Source organism: Caballeronia humi (assembly GCF_001544475.1).
Taxonomy (GTDB): domain Bacteria; phylum Pseudomonadota; class Gammaproteobacteria; order Burkholderiales; family Burkholderiaceae; genus Caballeronia; species Caballeronia humi.
The window spans coordinates 78651-96618 of record NZ_FCNW02000005.1; the positions used below are offsets into that span (position 1 = coordinate 78651).

The 17968-nt window shown below is 62.3% G+C and carries 18 protein-coding genes; 10 read left to right on the forward strand and 8 right to left on the reverse strand.

Annotated elements, in window-relative coordinates:
* Positions 1-41: 41 nt before the first annotated feature.
* Positions 42-929, reverse strand: coding sequence for an ABC transporter permease (locus AWB65_RS07965; RefSeq protein WP_087666640.1), 888 nt, complete (start codon positions 927-929; stop codon positions 42-44).
* A complete protein-coding gene (locus tag AWB65_RS07970) occupies positions 926-2194 on the reverse strand; it encodes a quaternary amine ABC transporter ATP-binding protein (RefSeq protein WP_087666641.1) in 1269 nt (422 codons plus the stop codon). The genes AWB65_RS07965 and AWB65_RS07970 overlap by 4 nt, the downstream gene beginning before the upstream one ends.
* 565 nt (positions 2195-2759) lie before the next feature.
* Here AWB65_RS07970 and AWB65_RS07975 point away from each other — a divergent pair.
* On the forward strand, positions 2760-3125 hold the full coding sequence (locus AWB65_RS07975; protein ID WP_087666642.1) for a cupin domain-containing protein: 366 nt from the start codon (positions 2760-2762) through the stop codon (positions 3123-3125).
* 71 nt (positions 3126-3196) lie between these two features.
* On the opposite strand, the gene AWB65_RS07980 is transcribed toward AWB65_RS07975, so the two are convergent.
* The 4 genes from AWB65_RS07980 to AWB65_RS07995 all read right to left on the reverse strand — a co-directional run bounded on the left by AWB65_RS07980 (position 3197) and on the right by AWB65_RS07995 (position 7191).
* A complete protein-coding gene (locus tag AWB65_RS07980) occupies positions 3197-3331 on the reverse strand; it encodes an MFS transporter small subunit (RefSeq protein WP_087657886.1) in 135 nt (44 codons plus the stop codon).
* A 17-nt stretch (positions 3332-3348) separates the two neighbouring features.
* Entirely contained in the window at positions 3349-4746 is a 1398-nt protein-coding gene (locus AWB65_RS07985; RefSeq protein WP_087666643.1) for an L-lactate MFS transporter, read from the reverse strand.
* Between the two features lie 226 nt (positions 4747-4972).
* Positions 4973-6466 carry a sensor histidine kinase gene (locus AWB65_RS07990; RefSeq protein WP_087666644.1) on the reverse strand — a complete coding sequence of 498 codons (1494 nt, stop codon included), beginning with the start codon at positions 6464-6466 and terminating at the stop codon, positions 4973-4975.
* On the reverse strand, positions 6463-7191 hold the full coding sequence (locus AWB65_RS07995) for a response regulator transcription factor (protein ID WP_087666645.1): 729 nt from the start codon (positions 7189-7191) through the stop codon (positions 6463-6465). Before AWB65_RS07995 ends, AWB65_RS07990 begins: the two co-directional genes overlap by 4 nt.
* 168 nt (positions 7192-7359) lie before the next feature.
* Here AWB65_RS07995 and msrB point away from each other — a divergent pair, with 168 nt between their 5' ends.
* Genes msrB through msrA form a run of 3 tightly spaced genes read left to right on the forward strand, consistent with a single transcriptional unit; the run spans position 7360 to position 10424 of the window.
* Positions 7360-7872 (forward strand): peptide-methionine (R)-S-oxide reductase MsrB, encoded by a 513-nt coding sequence (gene msrB, locus AWB65_RS08000; RefSeq protein WP_087666646.1) that lies wholly within the window; start codon positions 7360-7362, stop codon positions 7870-7872.
* A 21-nt stretch (positions 7873-7893) separates the two neighbouring features.
* Positions 7894-9690, forward strand: a complete 1797-nt coding sequence (locus tag AWB65_RS08005) for a cytochrome c biogenesis protein DipZ (protein WP_087666647.1) — start codon at positions 7894-7896, stop codon at positions 9688-9690.
* Between the two features lie 44 nt (positions 9691-9734).
* Positions 9735-10424: a peptide-methionine (S)-S-oxide reductase MsrA gene (gene msrA, locus AWB65_RS08010; RefSeq protein WP_087666802.1), complete on the forward strand. Its 690-nt coding sequence runs from the start codon at positions 9735-9737 to the stop codon at positions 10422-10424.
* Here msrA and AWB65_RS08015 read toward each other — a convergent pair.
* Positions 10405-11958: an alpha/beta fold hydrolase gene (locus tag AWB65_RS08015; RefSeq protein WP_159907554.1), complete on the reverse strand. Its 1554-nt coding sequence runs from the start codon at positions 11956-11958 to the stop codon at positions 10405-10407. The genes msrA and AWB65_RS08015 overlap by 20 nt on opposite strands.
* A 212-nt stretch (positions 11959-12170) precedes the next feature.
* On the opposite strand from AWB65_RS08015, the gene nthA reads away from it, so the two are divergent.
* From nthA to AWB65_RS08030, 3 genes are read left to right on the forward strand one after another with little or no spacing between them, the layout of a single operon-like run.
* Positions 12171-12821: a nitrile hydratase subunit alpha gene (gene nthA / locus AWB65_RS08020; protein WP_087666649.1), complete on the forward strand. Its 651-nt coding sequence runs from the start codon at positions 12171-12173 to the stop codon at positions 12819-12821.
* A complete protein-coding gene (gene nthB / locus AWB65_RS08025) occupies positions 12818-13474 on the forward strand; it encodes a nitrile hydratase subunit beta (RefSeq protein WP_087666650.1) in 657 nt (218 codons plus the stop codon). Before nthA ends, nthB begins: the two co-directional genes overlap by 4 nt.
* Entirely contained in the window at positions 13471-13827 is a 357-nt protein-coding gene (locus tag AWB65_RS08030; protein WP_087666651.1) for a nitrile hydratase accessory protein, read from the forward strand. Before nthB ends, AWB65_RS08030 begins: the two co-directional genes overlap by 4 nt.
* Before the next feature lie 24 nt (positions 13828-13851).
* Here AWB65_RS08030 and AWB65_RS08035 read toward each other — a convergent pair whose 3' ends face one another.
* Positions 13852-14496 (reverse strand): YukJ family protein, encoded by a 645-nt coding sequence (locus tag AWB65_RS08035; RefSeq protein ID WP_087666652.1) that lies wholly within the window; start codon positions 14494-14496, stop codon positions 13852-13854.
* 430 nt (positions 14497-14926) lie between these two features.
* Between AWB65_RS08035 and AWB65_RS08040 the strand changes: the two genes are divergently transcribed.
* The 3 genes from AWB65_RS08040 to AWB65_RS08050 all read left to right on the forward strand — a co-directional run bounded on the left by AWB65_RS08040 (position 14927) and on the right by AWB65_RS08050 (position 17924).
* Positions 14927-15631, forward strand: coding sequence for a class I SAM-dependent methyltransferase (locus tag AWB65_RS08040; protein ID WP_087666653.1), 705 nt, complete (start codon positions 14927-14929; stop codon positions 15629-15631).
* A gap of 110 nt (positions 15632-15741) precedes the next feature.
* Positions 15742-17337 carry an MFS transporter gene (locus AWB65_RS08045; RefSeq protein WP_087666654.1) on the forward strand — a complete coding sequence of 532 codons (1596 nt, stop codon included), beginning with the start codon at positions 15742-15744 and terminating at the stop codon, positions 17335-17337.
* Entirely contained in the window at positions 17334-17924 is a 591-nt protein-coding gene (locus AWB65_RS08050) for an SRPBCC family protein (RefSeq protein ID WP_087666655.1), read from the forward strand. The genes AWB65_RS08045 and AWB65_RS08050 overlap by 4 nt, the downstream gene beginning before the upstream one ends.
* Positions 17925-17968 lie beyond the last annotated feature (44 nt).

The following is a 17968-nucleotide window of genomic DNA, read 5'->3' on the forward strand; positions in this document are numbered from 1 at the left end:
TACTCCTGCAAGGGTTAGGGTTTGTTCGTCTTCTTCGTGAGTTACGTCTGGGTCTGAGCCGGTTCGCTTGCAGCCTGTTTCGATGCCTTGGGGCGGCTCACTTTCTTTTTCGACTTGACGCCGAAGCTCTCAGTCAGGCGGTCGAGAATGATGGCGAGCAGCACGACGCCGAGGCCGCCTTCAAAGCCGATACCGATGTCGAGCCTTTGGATGCCACTGAGCACATATTCGCCAAGTCCACCCGCACCGATCATCGAAGCGACGACGACCATCGAGAGCGCCATCATGATGGTCTGGTTGATGCCCGCCATGATCGAGGGAAGCGCATTCGGAAGCTGGATCTTCCAGAGCAGTTGCGTGTCGGTGCTGCCGAAGGAGCGGCCAGCCTCCATGAGTTCCTCGCGGACCTGCTTGATGCCGAGAGTCGTGAGGCGCACGACCGGGGGCATGGCGAAGACGATCGTCGCGATGACGGCCGGCACGCGCCCGAGTCCGAACAGGATCACGGCGGGGATCAGATACACGAAGGCGGGCATCGTCTGCATCAGATCGAGCAGCGAGCGCAGGATGACTTCGACGCGTTTGTTGCGTGCGCCCCAAATGCCCAGGGGAATGCCGATCAGCAGGCTGAAGAACGTTGCCGCGATGACGAGGGCGAGCGTCGCCATGGTTTGCGGCCAAAGACCCATGTAGTGGATGGCGTAGAGCGCAACACCGCCAAAGGCAGCAAACGCAACGCCCTTGCGCCACAACGCAACGGCCATCAACGCGACCAGCACCACGACAAACGGAATCGCACCGAGACCGTCTTCGAGCAACTTGACGACAGCGCCCAACGCAGCGGAAAACGCGTCGAAACCGCCGCGAAAGTGAAGAAACAGGAAATTGACCGCGCTTTCAGCCGCCTGCCCGATGAATGACGAGTTCATGAAGCCCTCCGTTGCATAACCTGTTTCAGAATCGTGCGGCACGACACGACGCCAGCGAACGCACCCGCCTGATCGACGATGGGGACGTCGTGATCCTGGCCAAGCGCAATGGTCGACAGTTCGTGTAAATCCGCGTCGAGAGGAATGGGAGAGACGTCGCGCAAAAGCGCGTCGCGAATGGGTCCGCTTCCGCACCTGTGCAGCGAGGCGGGCGTCACGCACCCTTGATAGCGTCCCGCTTCGTCGCAGACATAGCCGCACTCGACGCCGGCGTCGATGAGCTGATTCAGATAGCGCTCCGACGATGCACCGCTATCGCACTTGATGAGTCCGCGGTCGACCTTCGTGAGGAAGCTCGATGCCTTCAGAAAGCGCGACACGTCCACGTTGCGGAAGAAATTGCGAACATAGTCGTCAGCGGGCGTTTGAATCAGCTCGGCCGGCGTGCCGACCTGAACCAGTCGTCCATCCTTCATCACGCCAACGCGTCCGCCGATCTTGATGGCTTCTTCGATATCGTGCGAAATAAACACGACGGTACGCTGTTCCTCCTTTTGCAAGCGGAGGAGCTCGTTCTGCATTTCGAAGCGGATGAGCGGGTCGAGGGCCGAGAAGGCTTCATCCATCAAGAGGACCGACGGGTTCACGGCCAGAGCGCGCGCCAGTCCCACGCGTTGCTGCATGCCGCCCGACAACTCGCCCGGATAGAGCTTTTCGTACGAACCGAGACCGACGCGAACGAGCGCGCTGCGCGCCACGTCGTAGCGTTCCTTCTTCTTGAGGCCGCCCACTTCGAGACCGTACGACACGTTGTCGATGACGGTGCGGTTGGGCAAGAGCGCGAACGACTGAAAGACCATCGCCATCTTGTTGCGCCGTACTTCGCGCAATTCGGGCGTGGACATCGGCGCGATGTCGCGGCCTTCGAGCACGACCTTGCCGGATGTAGGCTCGATCAGGCGATTGAGCAGACGAACGAGCGTCGACTTTCCGGAACCGGACAGTCCCATGATCACGAAGATCTCGCCCGATCGCACGCTGAGACTCACGTTGTCGACCGCGACCATGTTGCCGGTCTGCTCGAAGATCTCGTTGCGTCCGAGGCCTTGACGCAGGAGTTCCGCAGCGCGCTCGGGTTTGGGTCCGAAGATCTTCGAAAGATTCTGGACCGTAAGAATATCCTTCGCCCGCTCGGACGTTTGGGCAGCCGTCGACGCTTGAAACGTCGCGGCCGCGTCTGACGGGAGGGTTAGGTTTGGGGTCATTCTGTCATTCCAGCTGGCAAGTTCAAAAACCTGTGGCCCAGTCCGGCTCGCGGACGCGCTGGGAGGCAGCGTCCGGCGAAACGTGCGCGGGGCAGGGATGAGCGTTGCGGCTTCCGGCATTCGCGCCGAAGAGCCATTTCTGTAAGCGAAGACAGCGAGCGTCGTGAAGTCGCAGATTTCGCGGCTATCTCACCACCGATACGTGATTTGTTCAAACCGCATTATCGGTAGCCAACGTTTGTTGCGTTGATAGAAGCGTACCCCGACAATTTCACTCATCCAGCTACATTTACTGGGCTCTTTGCCATACCTAGGGTTATGAGTCGTGGCCTGCGAATTGGCGGCGTTTCGGCCAGATGCCCACGGGGCGGGGCGGCGGACGATTAAAGGACTTCAGGATCGACGTTCGAGGAGGGGCGGGGATAAGGGAAACCACCGAGCGGAGCGGTTTTACTGCGGCGGATTGTCGAATATTATCGATTGCAGTGGCGTTGTCCAGAACGAATCACGTAATAAGCGACCACGCAGCACGGCTGAGAGCCCACAACGTTTAAAACGAGAACGCATGCAGAAATCATCGAACAGAGAGACCCGAAGCCATTACGCGATCCGGCAGGAAGACTGGCGCCCGCTTAGGATCGGTGATTCGCACATCCCCGGCTACTTCTGGATTCCCTTATCGGATGACGAGGACGGAGCGTGGTCGAGCTACTGGATGAAGATCGAGGCGGGGGCGCGAGGGCCGGTGCATCGCCATGGAACGACCGAACTGCTCGTCGTACACGAAGGCGTGCTCTCCGATAGCGATGGTGCAACGTTCACAGCCGGCGATGTGCTGACATACGCGGCAGGATCAAATCATGCGACTTCATCCGATACCGGATGCGTCGTCCTGGTCGTTGCGCGAACCGGTTCGACGCTGGCCGACTAAAGGCGAGAAATGAGCGCGCCAGATGCTCGACGGTGGCGCCGTGCCTTGCGCAAGACGCCACCAAAAATCGCTCAACGAAACAGCTTGGTTGCCTGCGAGAGCGTATTCACGACGCCCCACGCGAGCGGTACGAGCACGTAAATCCAGAAGATGGCAAGCAGCACCTTGTTGGTCGGATGCTCGGCGGTGCGCAAATCAGCGTTCATTTTCGATGCTCCTTTTTTTAGTTGATCGCCGGCGTCGACGTGTTCATGTGATGCCTTTCATCCACGCGACGAATGAGCAGATTGCACACGAACCCGATGACGAGCAGCGCCGCCATGATGTGCAGCGTCGTCGTATAGGCTTCCGCTTTCGCCACGCCGCGCTCGACTTCATACGCGCGGATATAGTTGACGAGCACCGGTCCCGCGATGCCAGCCGCCGCCCACGCCGTGAGCAGCCGCCCATGAATGCCGCCGACGAACGCCGTACCGAACATGTCGGCGAGATAGGCGGGAATGGTGGCGAAGCCGCCGCCGTACATCGAGAGAATCACGCCGTACGCAAGCACGAACAGCGCGATGTTGCCCGACTGCGCGAACTGCGGAACGAGGTAGTACAGCACCGCGCCGAGCGCGAAGAAAACGAAATACGTGTTCTTGCGCCCGATGAAGTCGGACGTCGATGCCCACACGAAACGTCCGCCCATGTTGAAGAGCGACAGGAGCCCGACGAAGCCCGCCGCTGCGCCCGCCGTGATCGATGCCTTGAAGCTTTCCTGGATCATCACCGATGCCTGGCCGAGCACGCCGATGCCAGCCGTCACGTTCAGGAACAGCACGAGCCACAGCAGATAGAACTGCGGCGTCTTCAGCGCCTGATCGATGTGCACATGCTCGCGCGTGATCATCTTGCTGGCGGTGACGGGCGGCGTCCAGCCGCTCGGTTTCCAGTCGCGCGGCGGGACGCGGATCGCGAGCGCGCCGATCGTCATCGAGATGAAGTACACGACGCCCAGCACGACGAACGTCTGCGCGACGCCGTTACTCGTCGCGCTCTTGAAGTGGTTCATCAGCGCGACCGAGGCGGGCGCCGCGATCATCGCCCCGCCGCCGAAGCCCATGATCGCCATGCCAGTCGCCATGCCGCGACGGTCCGGGAACCAGCGGATGAGCGTCGATACCGGCGACACGTAGCCGAGCCCAAGCCCGATGCCGCCGATCACCCCATAGCCGAGATACAACAGCCAGATCTGGTGCAGTTGCACGCCGAGCGCCGAGACGAGAAAGCCGCCGCCGAAGCAGCACGCGGCGGTGAACATCGTGCGGCGCGGGCCAACCTTTTCGAGCCACTTGCCGGCGAAGGCCGCTGAGAGACCGAGAAACACGATCGCAAGCGAGAAGATCCAGCCGAGCGTCGTGAGCGACCAGTCATCGGGAGCCGGTTGCGTGATGCCGATCACCTTCGTGAGCGGCGCGTTGAATACCGAGAATGCGTACGCCTGGCCGATACACAAGTGGACGGCGAGCGCGGCGGGCGGGACCATCCATCGCGAGAAGCCGGGCTGCGCAATGGTGGCGCTTTTGGAAAAGAAGCCGCGCGGTTCAGCGGCGGGATCGTTGTCGGTGATGCTGTTCATGGTCGGTCTCCGGGATCGTCTTTTTATGCACTGACGCCGCTTATAGTCATTGACGCGCTTGCCGTTATGCCATGCCGGCAAGCGCGCTGCCGTCAGCTTTCAAGTCTGGTCAAGTCAGACTACAACGGCTTACGGACGTCAATGCGCAGGACCATAGTCGACGCTTGTCGTTTTGGCAATATGAACGATCGTGCCATAAGTGTTTGCCCGGAGTGGGGCGGAGTTATTACGACGCAAATCCGGCGACATTCGACTTGCTGGCTACCGGCAATTCAAAGCGAAACGTCGTGCCGGGTCCGTCGCGATCGAGCAGACGTATCTCGCTGTGATGCAATTGCAGCATGCGCTGCACGATCAACAAGCCGAGCCCGCCGCCCTGATGTGTGCCGCCGGAGCTGAATGGCCGTTCGAACAGACCTTCGCGCAACTCGGCCGGAATTCCGGGGCCGGTGTCGCTGATCGTGACCGATACGTTGCCGCCCTCGTACGCGAGATCGACGTCGATCGCACCTTCGGCGGGAGTATGACGAATCGCGTTGTCGAGCACGTTCGTGAGCACGCGTTCGATCATGCCGAGATCGGCGCAAACGTTCGGCAGTCGCGGGGGAATGCCCGCCCGCAGCCGGATGCGGCGCGCTTCGACCGGCAATTCGAACTTCTGGAAGACGTCCTGCAGCAGATCGATCAGCGAGAATGATTCGAGGGCCGGCTGGACGTTGCCGTGTTCAAGCCGCGCCAGTTCGAAGAGCGCCTGCGCGAGCCGTCCCACCTTCACGCTTTGCGCCAGCGCGATCGCGAGATAACGTTTGCGCTCCGTTTCGCCCAGTGTCCCGGACTTCAGCGACAGCGTTTCGAGGTAGCCATGCAGCGAGGTCAGCGGCGTGCGCAGGTCGTGCGAAATGTTGGCGATCAGCTCGCGCCGCTGCTGATCCTGCCGCGTGAGCGCGCGCCATTGATCGCCGATTCGGTTCGCCATCTGCGCGAACGTCGCTTCGAGCACGGCGATTTCGTCGCGCCGTCCGGCAGGCGCGGAACGCGGGACGGCTGGTTGCGTGTCGGGTTCGCCGTCGGCATCGAAGCGGCGCATGGCTTCCGTGAGCCGCCGCAGCGGCCGCGTGATCAGGCCGAAAGCGCTCAGGCCCGCGAGCAACCCCAATAGCGCGACGAGCGCCATCGACCACAACGTCGTGCGCAGCACCGAACTGGCTGCCACGCGCGCAGCGAGTGCGTCGTGTTCCTCGCCGAGCAGGACCACGTAGATATAACCGGACGGTGGTTGCCCGCTCAATTCCAAAGGCGCGGCGCTGAACACCTTCTTGCCGTCTGCGCTGCGCGGGTCGTCGCCGAGGATCGGCAATTCGCCGCCCGCGATGAATTGCCGGATCGGCGCGAGATCCACCCGTTCGCGCTTGACGTGGCCGGACGGCGCATCGTCGCCCTGGATGCGTCCCTGGTTGTCGAGCAGATACACCTCCACGCTCGGGTTCACCATCATCAACTGCCCGAACAACTGCCGCACCGCATCGGGCCGCAGGCCGTTCGCGTCGGTCAGCGTGGTGCGGTGCGCGATATGGTCGGCAAGACCCTTCGACAGGCTTTGCACGACCTCCTTTTCGTGCAGGTCGCTTGAACGGATCTGCAGCCACGCCGATGCGCCGCAGCACGCCAGCAACAGCGCGGAGAAAACGATCGAGAGGCGCTGGGTGAGCGTGAGATTCACGGCGCGTCCTTGTGCGGTTCGCCGGGGAGAGCCAGCTTGTAGCCACGTCCCCAGACGGTCAGGATGCGCTCGGGCTGGGCCGGATCGGCCTCGATCTTCGCGCGCAGCCGGTTGATGTGCGTGTTGACCGTGTGTTCGTAGCCTTCGTGCTGATAGCCCCACACGGCATTGAGCAGGTCCATGCGCGAGAACACTTTGCCGGGGTGCTGCGCGAAGAAGTACAGGAGGTCGAATTCGCGGGGCGTGAGCTCGATTGGCCGGCCGTTGTCGGTGGCATCGCGGGTGATCGGGTCGATCGCCAGTGTGCCGATTCGTACGCTGCCCGCGTCGATGCGCGAATCCTTCGCCATCGCTTCGACGCGCCGCAGCAACGCCTTGACGCGGGCCACCAGTTCGAGCACGGAGAAGGGTTTCGCCAGATAGTCGTCGGCGCCGAGTTCGAGGCCGAGGATGCGGTGCACCTCGCTCGAACGGGCGCTCGTGATGATGATCGGCGTATAGCGCGTCATCGCACGGGCGCGACGGCAGATTTCGAGACCATCGACACCGGGCAGCATCAGGTCGAGGATCAGCGCGTCCCAGCCGCCCTGTTCCAGCAGGCGCAGGCCTTCGTTGCCATCGGCGCTGTGCACGACTTCGTAGCGTTCGTCGCGCAGATGAAGGCTCAGTACGTTGGCAATATCGACGTCGTCTTCGACGATCAGGATGCGCTTCGGGTGGTCCATGAGGAGTTCGTGGCGTAAGTGAGGCCGATAAACGCCGGCCGTTACGCCATTGTGCAAAATTTTCGGCGCCGAGTTATCACGATTAATTTAACTTTTCGTGAGGACTTCGACATCGGCCGCATTCCAGAATGTGGCCACTTTCCGAAGATTCGCATCGAGGGGTTCATCATGCAAGGCAGAAGGCGCTTTTTGATCGCGGGCGGCACGGCAGTAGCGGCGTTTGCGGCGCTGGGCCGTCTGCGCCCGCTGGCTGCCGCGACCATGGATGCCGGCAAGCCGGCCGCAAGTTTCGAAGTCACGCATACGGACGCGCAATGGCGCCAGATGCTGACGCCACAGGCGTATGAGGTGTTACGTCATGAAGGCACCGAGCGGCCGTATACCAGCCCGCTGAATGACGAGCATCGCGCGGGGGTGTTCGGTTGCGCGGGTTGCCGGCTCGATCTGTTCGGCTCGCGTACAAAGTTCGACAGCCACACCGGCTGGCCGAGCTTCTGGGCGCCGCTCGACCATGCCGTGGCGACGCGCGAAGATCGCTCGTTCGGCGTGACGCGTACCGAAGTCCACTGCCGTCGCTGCGGCGGCCATCTCGGCCATGTATTCGACGACGGCCCGAAACCCACGGGCCTGCGCTATTGCATGAACGGCGTGGCGATGAACTTTACGCCTGCTGCCGCTTAACCTAATCCACCGTCTACCGCCATGCTACTCATCGTTCTCGCCTATCTCGGCGGCGTCCTCACGATTCTCAGTCCGTGCATCCTGCCGGTGCTGCCGTTCGTTTTCGCGCGCGCCGATCAGCCGTTCGTGAAGAGCGGCTTGCCGCTGCTCGCTGGGATGGCGTTCACTTTCGCCATCGTCGCGACGCTCGCCGCGGTCGGCGGCGGCTGGGTCACGCAGGCCAATCAGTACGGACGCTGGCTCGCGATCGCGTTGCTCGCCGTCTTCGGTCTGACGCTGCTGCTGCCGCGCTTCGCCGATCATCTGATGCGTCCGTTCGTGAGCGCGGGCAATCGGCTGTCGAACTTCGCGCAGGAAGACGGCCAGCAGGTTCGCCCCGGTGCGTCGTTTCTGCTCGGCATCGGCACCGGCCTGCTGTGGGCGCCGTGCGCCGGTCCGATTCTCGGTCTCGTGCTGACGGGCGCGGCGCTTCGTGGCGCAAGCGTCGGCACCACGCTGTTGCTGCTGGCTTATGCAGCCGGCGCCGCGACTTCACTCGCGATCGCGCTCCTGATCGGCGGACGCGTGTTCGCGGCGATGAAGCGCTCGCTCGGCGCGGGCGAGTGGGTTCGTCGCGGGATCGGCGTGGCAATGCTGGGCGGCGTGGTGGCGATTGCGCTCGGCCTCGACACGGGTGTGCTGACACGCGTTTCGACCATCGCGACGAGTGGCATAGAACAGAAACTGGTGGACAAGCTGTCGCCCCGCAAGGCCCCGTCCGATGCCGTGATGACCGCCGACCCAGCCGCTGCCGGTGCGATGATGCGCGCCGCGCAAGCTACACCCAATAACGCTGCGCCGCTGCCGGTCGAAGGCGTGCTGCCGGCGCTCAACGGCGCCGTCCAGTGGCTCAATTCGCCACCGCTGACGGTTCAGGACCTGCGCGGCAAGGTCGTGCTCGTCGATTTCTGGACGTACTCGTGCATCAACTGCCTGCGTTCACTGCCGTACGTCAAGGCGTGGGCGCAGAAGTACAAGGATCAGGGACTGGTCGTGATCGGCGTGCACGCGCCGGAATTCGCCTTCGAACGCGATATCGGCAACGTGAAGAAGGCCACGCATGATCTCGGCGTCGACTATCCGGTCGCGATCGACAACGACTTCGCGATCTGGCGCGCGCTGAACAACCAGTACTGGCCGGCGCATTATTTCGTCGATGCGAAAGGACAGATCCGCTATCACCATTTCGGTGAGGGCGACTATGCGGAATCGGAGAAGGTGATCCAGCAACTGCTGGCCGAAGCGGGACATGCGGACGTATCGAAGGTCGCGCTCGGGATCACGAGCGGTAGCGTACAGGGCGTGCAGGCTGCGCCCGACAGCGCCGACATGCGATCGCCGGAAACGTACATCGGCTACCAGCGTGCGGAGAATTTCGCGTCGCCCGGCGGCGAAGCGCAGGACAAGGCGCACACCTACGCGGCGCCTTCACAGCCCGCTGTCAACGATTGGGGACTGGCCGGCACGTGGACGGTTGGCGCCGAACACGCGACGCTGACGGAGCCGTCGGGGCGCATCGTCTACCGGTTTCATGCGCGCGACCTGCACCTCGTGCTGGGTCCAGGTCAGGACGGCAAGCCGGTGCGGTTTCGCGTGAGCGTCGATGGTGCGGCACCTGGCGCGGCGCACGGCACCGATGTCGCGGCAGACGGCAGCGGCACCGTGACCGAACAGCGTCTCTACCAGCTCGTGCGCCAGACGGGCGACGTCGCCGATCACACGTTTTCGATCGAGTTTCTCGATGCGGGCGTGCAGGCGTATGCGTTCACGTTCGGCTGATTCAACTACTTCTTTAGAGGACGGATATCGTGCAAAAGAACTTCATGAAGATTGCGGGTTGCGTCGCTATCGCGGCGAGTGTGTTTGCCTTGCAGCGCGTCGCGAATTCGAGCGAGGCTGCGACGATGATTCCACCGCCTGCCCAGGACGAAAAAGTCGGCGCGACGCATAGCGAGACCGCCGTGTTCGCAGGCGGCTGTTTCTGGGGCGTACAGGGCGTGTTCGAACACGTACGCGGCGTGAAGCAGGTCGCCTCCGGCTACGCGGGTGGCACGGCGGCCACCGCGCGATACGAAACCGTGAGCGGCGGCGATACGGGGCACGCGGAATCGGTGCAAATCACGTACGACCCGACGCAGGTCACCTACGGACGGTTGTTGCAGATTTTCTTCTCGGTGGCGCACAACCCGACCGAGTTGAATTACCAGGGACCGGATCACGGCACGCAGTATCGATCGGCGATCTTCCCTGTGGATGCCCAGCAACGCAGCGTCGCGCAATCGTATATCGCGCAGCTCGACAAGGCGCATGTGTTTTCAGGGCCGATCGTCACGCGCGTTGAAGACTACAAGGGGTTCTATCCGGCGGAAAGCTATCACCAGAATTACCTGGCGCTTCATCCCGATCAGCCGTACATCGCGATCAACGATCTGCCTAAAGTAAGCGGGCTGAAGCGCATGTTCCCCGAGTTGTATCGCGACGATCCGGTCCTGCTCAAGGTGAACGCGTCGTAAAGGTCAACGTCGTTTGCGCGGCGCAGGACGAGTCGACCGGCTGGGTCGGGTTATCGAGGAAGGCGGCCATGATCGCGGGCGCGCACGTCGATTTTCCGAGCACCGAATGGCCCGTGAACGGAAACGGCACGACTTGAGCGTTCTTGAGGTCCGGCGTGATCACGTCGACCCACTCGGGCGCGGTCGCAGCATCAAAGGAACCTTCGAGGACCAGCACCGGCACGTCGCTCACGATGCGGGCGCTCACCGACGGGTCCGCGCGGCCGACGTTCCACACCGGGCACTCGTAGAAAAGCCGTCCCTGCTTGGGCTGGATCTTCAACACGCGATCCGGGAAGCCGGGCAGCGCCGCTTGCGCTTTCGCCAACGTGGCTGCCTCGGTGGTGAGATTGGCGCTCTCCGCGCAGAACACGTCGAGGGCTAGACCGGTACCCCCGAGCCCGACGAACTCATGCGGGCCACGGAAGGCAAGATAGGCGGCTGCCACCGAACCGGGATCACCGCGCGCCATGTCGTTGATCATTTTGGGGACGCCCGAGGCATCGCTTCGTTCGCTCTCCATGATCATCGTATAGGCGAACGAGAACCCGTCGACGTTGACCGTCACTAATGCCCCGGAATCGTCCTTGACTTGCGTGATCGCCGGCGTCTGGTCGAGGCGGTTGACCGTCGCGGTGAAGTCCGATGCCAGGTTCGGGTAAGCCTTGGCGCAGGTCGGCTGAGCGGCGCACGCGGCGAAAATCGCCTTGAACGAACTGGCCGGAGCCGTCCACCACAACTCGACTATGTTGACCGTGGGTGGCGACACCGAATCGAGAACCACGCTTCGGATGCCCTGCGGATGATCGCGCAGGATAGTCAGCGCGAGTCGCGATCCGTAGGAGACACCGTAAACGTTCCAGCTATCGATGCCGAGCGTCACGCGGAGATCGGCGATGTCGGCGGCGTTCTCCGTGCTGTTGTACGCAGAGAGATCGACGCCGGTCGCGGCCAGTTGATCGTGGCACGCCTTGATCGCCGCAACGTCGGCGGCGGTGCTGGAATCGGACGCGAAGGGAATGCTCACTGCGTCGAACTGGAACTGCTCCCAGCCCGGGCATGGCAGCAGCGGATCGGCGCGATGCGTGCCGCGCTGGTCGACGAAGATGACGTCGCGCTCGGCGTTGAGTCCATGCTGGACCATGAATGCGACCTCGAACGAGCCAGCGCCGCCGGGGCCGCCGGAGAGATAGACGACAGGTTCACGCCTGGGCGTCGCCGAGGCTGCGGGGGCGCGCATCACGAAGATGCGGATACGGCGCCCGTCAGGCTTGGTGCGATTTTCGGGAACGGTGAGGTAGCCGCACTGGACAGTTGGCGGAAAGTCGAGATCGGGGAAGCCGGCGATGTTCGGCTGGGGACAGGTGACGGTCTGAAAGGAGGCCGCAAGAGCGGGTGGGCCGTTCGAGCCGCCGCCTGAGCATGCGGTCATCAGGCACACGAGCGCGAGGCACACCGCCGCGACAACCACGCAATGCTTTGCAGGGCTCGTCATGCTCGGCTCTCCCGTCATTCATGTCGAAGCTGCAGCATGGCAGCGTGGTGACATTCCTGCACTGGACGATAGGCACTAAGCGGCGATAGTACAAGACATTCCGCAGGCCCGGTTCTCTCCTGATGAAAGGGGCGCATCCTTGTCCGAGTTTGCATTTACACCTTGCGCGAACCATACTTGTTCTGTCTGTTGATAGTTTTCGGCCAACTGCGATGAACGGAAACGACTCTGCTAGTGACGCTCACGATCACCACCACCACGGCAGCGAGTTATCGGAGATGGATTTGCGCGTGCGTGCCCTTGAGTCCCTGCTAGTGGAGAAGGGGTACGTCGATCCGCACGCGCTCGACATTTTCATCGAGACCTACGAGCACAAGGTTGGGCCGCACAATGGCGCGCGCGTCGTCGCGAAAGCGTGGCGTGATCCGGCGTTCAGGCAATGGCTGCTGGACGACGCCACCGCGGCGATCGCATCGCTCGGCTACACGGGGCGGCAAGGCGAGCACATGGTCGCGTTGGAAAACACGCCCACGGTACACAACATGGTGGTCTGCACGTTGTGCTCGTGTTATCCGTGGCCTGTGCTCGGACTTCCACCGGTCTGGTACAAATCGGCACCTTACCGGTCGCGTGCCGTCATCGATCCTCGCGGAGTATTGAAGGAGTTTGGTTTCGAATTGCCTGCGGGGGTCGAGTTTCGTGTGTGGGACTCCACGGCTGAAGTTCGCTACCTCGTGTTGCCTGTGCAGCCGCCCGGAACCGATGCATTTTCTGAAGAGGCGCTGGCCGAACTGGTGACACGTGATTCGATGATCGGCACGGGGTTACCGAACACGCCGAAGCCGATGCAGGAGGCACCATGAACGGCGCGCAGGATCTCGGCGGAATGCAGGCGTTCGGTCCGGTTACCCATGACGACGTCTCGCTCTTTCACGCGGACTGGGAGCGCAGAGTGCTCGCGATCACACTGGCGATGGGGGCGACAGGAAAGTGGAACATCGACATGGCACGCGCGGCGCGGGAGAGTGTGCCGCCTGCGCAATACCTCGCCAGCACCTACTACGAGATCTGGTTCGACGGCTTGAAGAAGCTCGTGCTGAGCACGGGACTCGCGAGTGCCGATGAAATCGAGGCAGGCGAATCGAAGCGTGACGCTGCGCAGGTTCCGCGCGTGCTGCTAGCCAAAGACGTATCGGCGGCGTTGCTGAGAGGTGGTCCCGTCAGCCGTGCGGTGAGTGCGGGAGCGCGGTTCGGCATTGGCGATTCGGTGCAGACGCGGCAAATCAATCCATCCACGCACACGCGTTTGCCGCGCTATTGCCGAGGCAAACGAGGACGTATCGTCGCGGTGCACGGCGCGCATGTCTTCCCGGATACGAACGCACTCGGCCTTGGCGAACAACCGCAATGGCTCTACACGGTGCGCTTCGACGGCGCTGAACTCTGGGGCGCCGATACGACGGCGGCTTCAGTTTGCGTCGATTGCTGGGAACCCTACCTGATTGAGGCGCAATGAAGCTGCCCGAATTGCGTGCCGCGTTGCCGGCACTGCCTTGTGACGATGCAGGGCCGGTTTTCAACGCACCTTGGGAAGCGCAGGCCTTCGCCATGACGCTGGCCCTGTACGAGCGCGGCTTGTTCACGTGGACGGAGTGGGCAACGTGCCTGAATCACGCAATCCGCGACGCGCAGGCTGCTGGCGATTCGGATCGCGGCGATACTTACTATCGTCATTGGCTCACTGCGTTAGAACGCATGAGCATGATCAAGGGACTCGTCACCGACGACTCGCTTCTGAATCGCCGCGACGCGTGGGACAGAGCGGCGCGCAATACGCCGCACGGGCACCCGATCCAGCTCGGGCGATGAGCCCTTCGCGTCAAGTCAACGATTCTATTTCGGGTTGCCCCGATCGTCAGTATCAAATGTCTGCGACTGGAATGCGATGAAAAACGCACGCCACGCGTCCCCGGGATACTCGATGATCAAAGCGCCGTCCTGAAAGACGCCGTTATCCGCCTTGTACTTCCCGCTGTTGCCCTGATTCATATGGATGTCGTGAACGCCGTTGCCGGGCACGAACGAGAAGTATTGGTCGGGCTTGCCGTCTTCGGGGCCCCACCGTGAACCGAACGCGTAGATCGACGACCCTTCGAGCCGCATTGCATCAAGCACGGCAGTTTCCAGCGTGTCCTTGAGGTCATTGTTCGCGCCGGGTTTGTCAGGTGGAAGCGGCTTCATTGCGGCCGTATCCACGAGTCCGCTACGCACGAAGTCGATTGCGATTCCGCCGGGCGCGGACACGAGCGTCGAAAAGCCGGCATCAAGCGCGCTTAAGCCCCTCGTGAAGGTCGGGGGAAGAGAGGTAGTGGTTTCGAAGAGGACGATCGAAGGGGACTTCGGGGCCGATGACTTGACGTTGACCGCGACACGGAAAGCGGTGTCATCGCCTTGAACGAGAATTTGGTAGTGGTCGTCGTCGGCGTTGCGCAGGTGTCCGCGGATGGTACCTTTCAGAACCCCGTATTGAATGGCCATCGATATCTCCCAAATCTTTGAAGCACGGTTGCTTTCGGCTTCGAACCGTACTCCGGTTTGATGTCGGCTGCAACCAGGTGGGCTTACGTTTGCGTCACTGTCCGACCTGTCGCAACAGCGTCCTCGAGGGAAGTGATTTCAACCCGCTGCAAAGCGGCGACTACATGGTGAACTCCAATTGCACCGGCACCGGTCACCGCGAGTGACCACAACCGCAGCGGATCGCGTACTCCCGAGGCGGTCGCATCAGCCGGTAAAACTGCCAAGCTGGCGGAAGCCGGCGGTAGTTCGGCGCAAAATGCCTATCGGTGGCGGTTGCGTGGGGTCCTCGACAGCAGCAATATCGCGGAATCGATGAATAACGATATTCATCGGAGAGAGCATGAGTCGGGCCAGTTCATCAGACTGATCACCCCGTGGAGGCTTCCCGATGCGCGAGATTTCATACGAAGAACAAACAGTCAGATCGGGAAATCCGCTCGCGCGCTACGCGCATCGAACTCGCATGACGATGGCGATCGGCCTCGTCACCCGATCCTGCGTCAAGAGCGGCACGGTCGTCGACTTCGGCGCCGGGCCGGGCCTCTTTCTGCACGAGCTTGGCGAAGCGCGCCCGGACGTGACGCTCGTCGGTCACGATCCGTACATGGCGCCGGCGTTTCCTGAAGTGAAGTATGCAGAATCCCTGGACACGGTCGAAGCGCAGAGCGTCGATGTGCTGACCGCATTCGAGGTCTGCGAGCATCTCTATTCGAGCGAACTCGATGCATTGCTCGACGATGCCGCGCGCATCCTGAAACCGGGCGGCGCATTCATTCTCTCGGTGCCGATCATGTATGGCCTCGCGATCGCGCCGAAGGTATCGAACTGGATGATCCGCAGCCACTCGTTCAAGTCCGAGTATTCGCCGGCGGAGTTGCTCAAAGCGATGGTCGGCATTCCAGTTAGCCGCCCGCAGAACCCGCGCACGACGCATAAGGGTTTCGATTTTCGAGAACTGCGGAAAATCGTCAGCCAGCGCTTCGTGATCGATGCCGTGCATTTGAGTCCGATGCCGCATACGCCGTGGTGGCTGTCCTCGCAATACTTCATGATCTGCCGGCCGCAAGCCGGGTTTGCGGCGGTGCGCTCCTGAATTAGCCGCTTCCATAACTGGCGCGCGCCCTCGCTCGACGCTTGCCATTTTCAGGCGCAGGTATCACTCTCTGAGGGTCATGTATCTTCGCGCGCGCGGTGGGGCATGCAATGAGATCCGTCGTCGCTACGCACGATCCAGAGCGGCAACTGCTGCCGTTTCGCGAATCATTGCTCGCCATGCTTGGCATTGCGTTCGTCACGATGCTGGTCGCACTGGACCAGACGATCGTCGGCACGGCGCTGCCTCGCATCGTCGCTGATCTGAAGGGTTTCGATTTGTATACGTGGGTGGCGACGTCGTACATGCTCGCGTCCGTCATCACGATTCCGATCTTTGGGCGCCTCGGCGATCTGTTCGGCCGCAAGCCCTTTCTCATCGCGGCAATTGCGCTGTTCACGGTGGCCTCCGTCCTTTGCGGACTTGCCGTGAACATGCTGTCACTCGTGATTGCGCGCGGATTGCAGGGGATAGGGGGCGGGATACTGATCGGCACCGTGTTCGCGACCGTGGCCGACCTCTTTCCCGACCCGAAGCTGCGGCTGCGCTGGCTGGTATTCGTCACGTCGTCGTTTGGCATCGCGAACGTGATCGGTCCGACGCTGGGAGGCATGCTCACGCAGATGCAAGGATGGAGGCTCGTGTTCTTCGTCAACGTGCCCGTCGGCATCGTCTCGCTGCTGTTCGTTCAGATGTTCGTGCCGAACTTGCGACCACGGATTGCACGAAGCGGCGCGATACAGCTCGACTGGCTTGGCGCATGCGTCGTCGCGGTGGTGTTCGGGTCCTTGCAACTGCTGATCGAGTTGTTGCCGAGAGAGGGCATCAGCCGAACGACAATCCTGTTGTTCACGGTCACACTGGTCTGCGGCATGACGCTGTACTTCTGGGAAAAGCGCATGGGCTACCCGGTCGTACCCGTCGACGTGCTGCTCGACCGCAAGCTTGCCGCGCTGTTTGCGATATCGGTGCTCGGTGGCTTCGCGCTCTTCTCGATGGTGTTCTATGTGCCCTTGCTGTTCCAGGGCGGCTTCGGCATGTCACCGCACGAATCGGGCATGCTGATCACGCCGTTGCTGCTTGGGACATCGGTTGGCAGCGTGCTCAACAACCGCATCGTCACGCGTATTCGTCGCGCGAACAGGCTGCTGTATATCGGCTTTGCGCTGTGTGTCATCGGCTGTCTTTCACTCGTTTCGCTCACCGGCCACGAACCGCATCCGGTCTGGATGGCCTGCATGGGCGCGAGCGGACTCGGCCTCGGTCTTGTCGCGACGAACCTGACGATCTGTTCGCAACAGATCGTCGCGCGCGATCATATCGGCGCGGTGACGGCGTTGCTGCAATCGTTGCGCATCTTCGGCGGCATACTCGGCACTGCGATCACGGGAGCGCTCCTGGGGCATCTCTACGCGGGGAGCGTGCACCGCTCGCTCGATTCGTATCAGGCGACGCAGTGGCTCAAATCGTTTGCAAGCCCGGACTTGTTGATCAACCGCGCCGAGCAGTCCGCGTTGATCGAGCGGCTGGTCAGCGCCGGTCATGCAGGCGACGCGATGATGCACTCCGCTCGCGACGCGCTCGTCGTGTCGATTCATATCGGCCTCGTGGTCGCCGCGATGGCGGCGTTCGTCGGCTTGTGCCTGGCGTGGTTCGTGCCCGCCGTGCAGGTCGTGCATGGCGAAGCCGAAGGGCGTGTCACATGAGTGTCCGCGCACGATCTGTCCTTGGCGTGATGGCGTCGCTGATCGTCATCGTCGCTGCGCTTTTCATTCCGCTGCCGCGCAGTCCGGTGCTCGATACGCATATCGTCACCTCAGCCTCGATCCAGCGTGCGCCCTCGACCATCTTCGACTTCGTGACGACGCCGGTTCACTGGCCCGCGTGGCACCCGTCGTCGCTTGCGGTAAGCGGGCAGACGGATCATTCGCTCGATGTCGGCGAGCAGGTGACCGAGGATTTTCGCGTGGCAGGCAGACGCGGACGCGTCGTGTGGACCGTCACCGCGCGCGAGTATCCCGTGAGGTGGTCGATCGCGGGGACGATCGACGGTCGCGCGGCCGGCACGGTCACTTATACGCTCGCGCCCGAGGCGCGCGGCACGCGCTTCGTGCGCGAGTTCACGTATGGCGCGCCGTCGCTGTGGTTCGCGTTGGTCAACGCGATCGTGCTGCGGCGGAAGATCCAGGCCGAGTCCGACGAAGCCGTCGAGCGGTTGAGGAGCTTGCTCGAGAATACGCCGTCGGGCAGGAGCGGGCCGGTCGCCGCGGATCAACGCAGTCGCATGCAATGAAATGAAGAGCCGATTGAGTCGGTCCGGGTTCACCGACAAGTGTC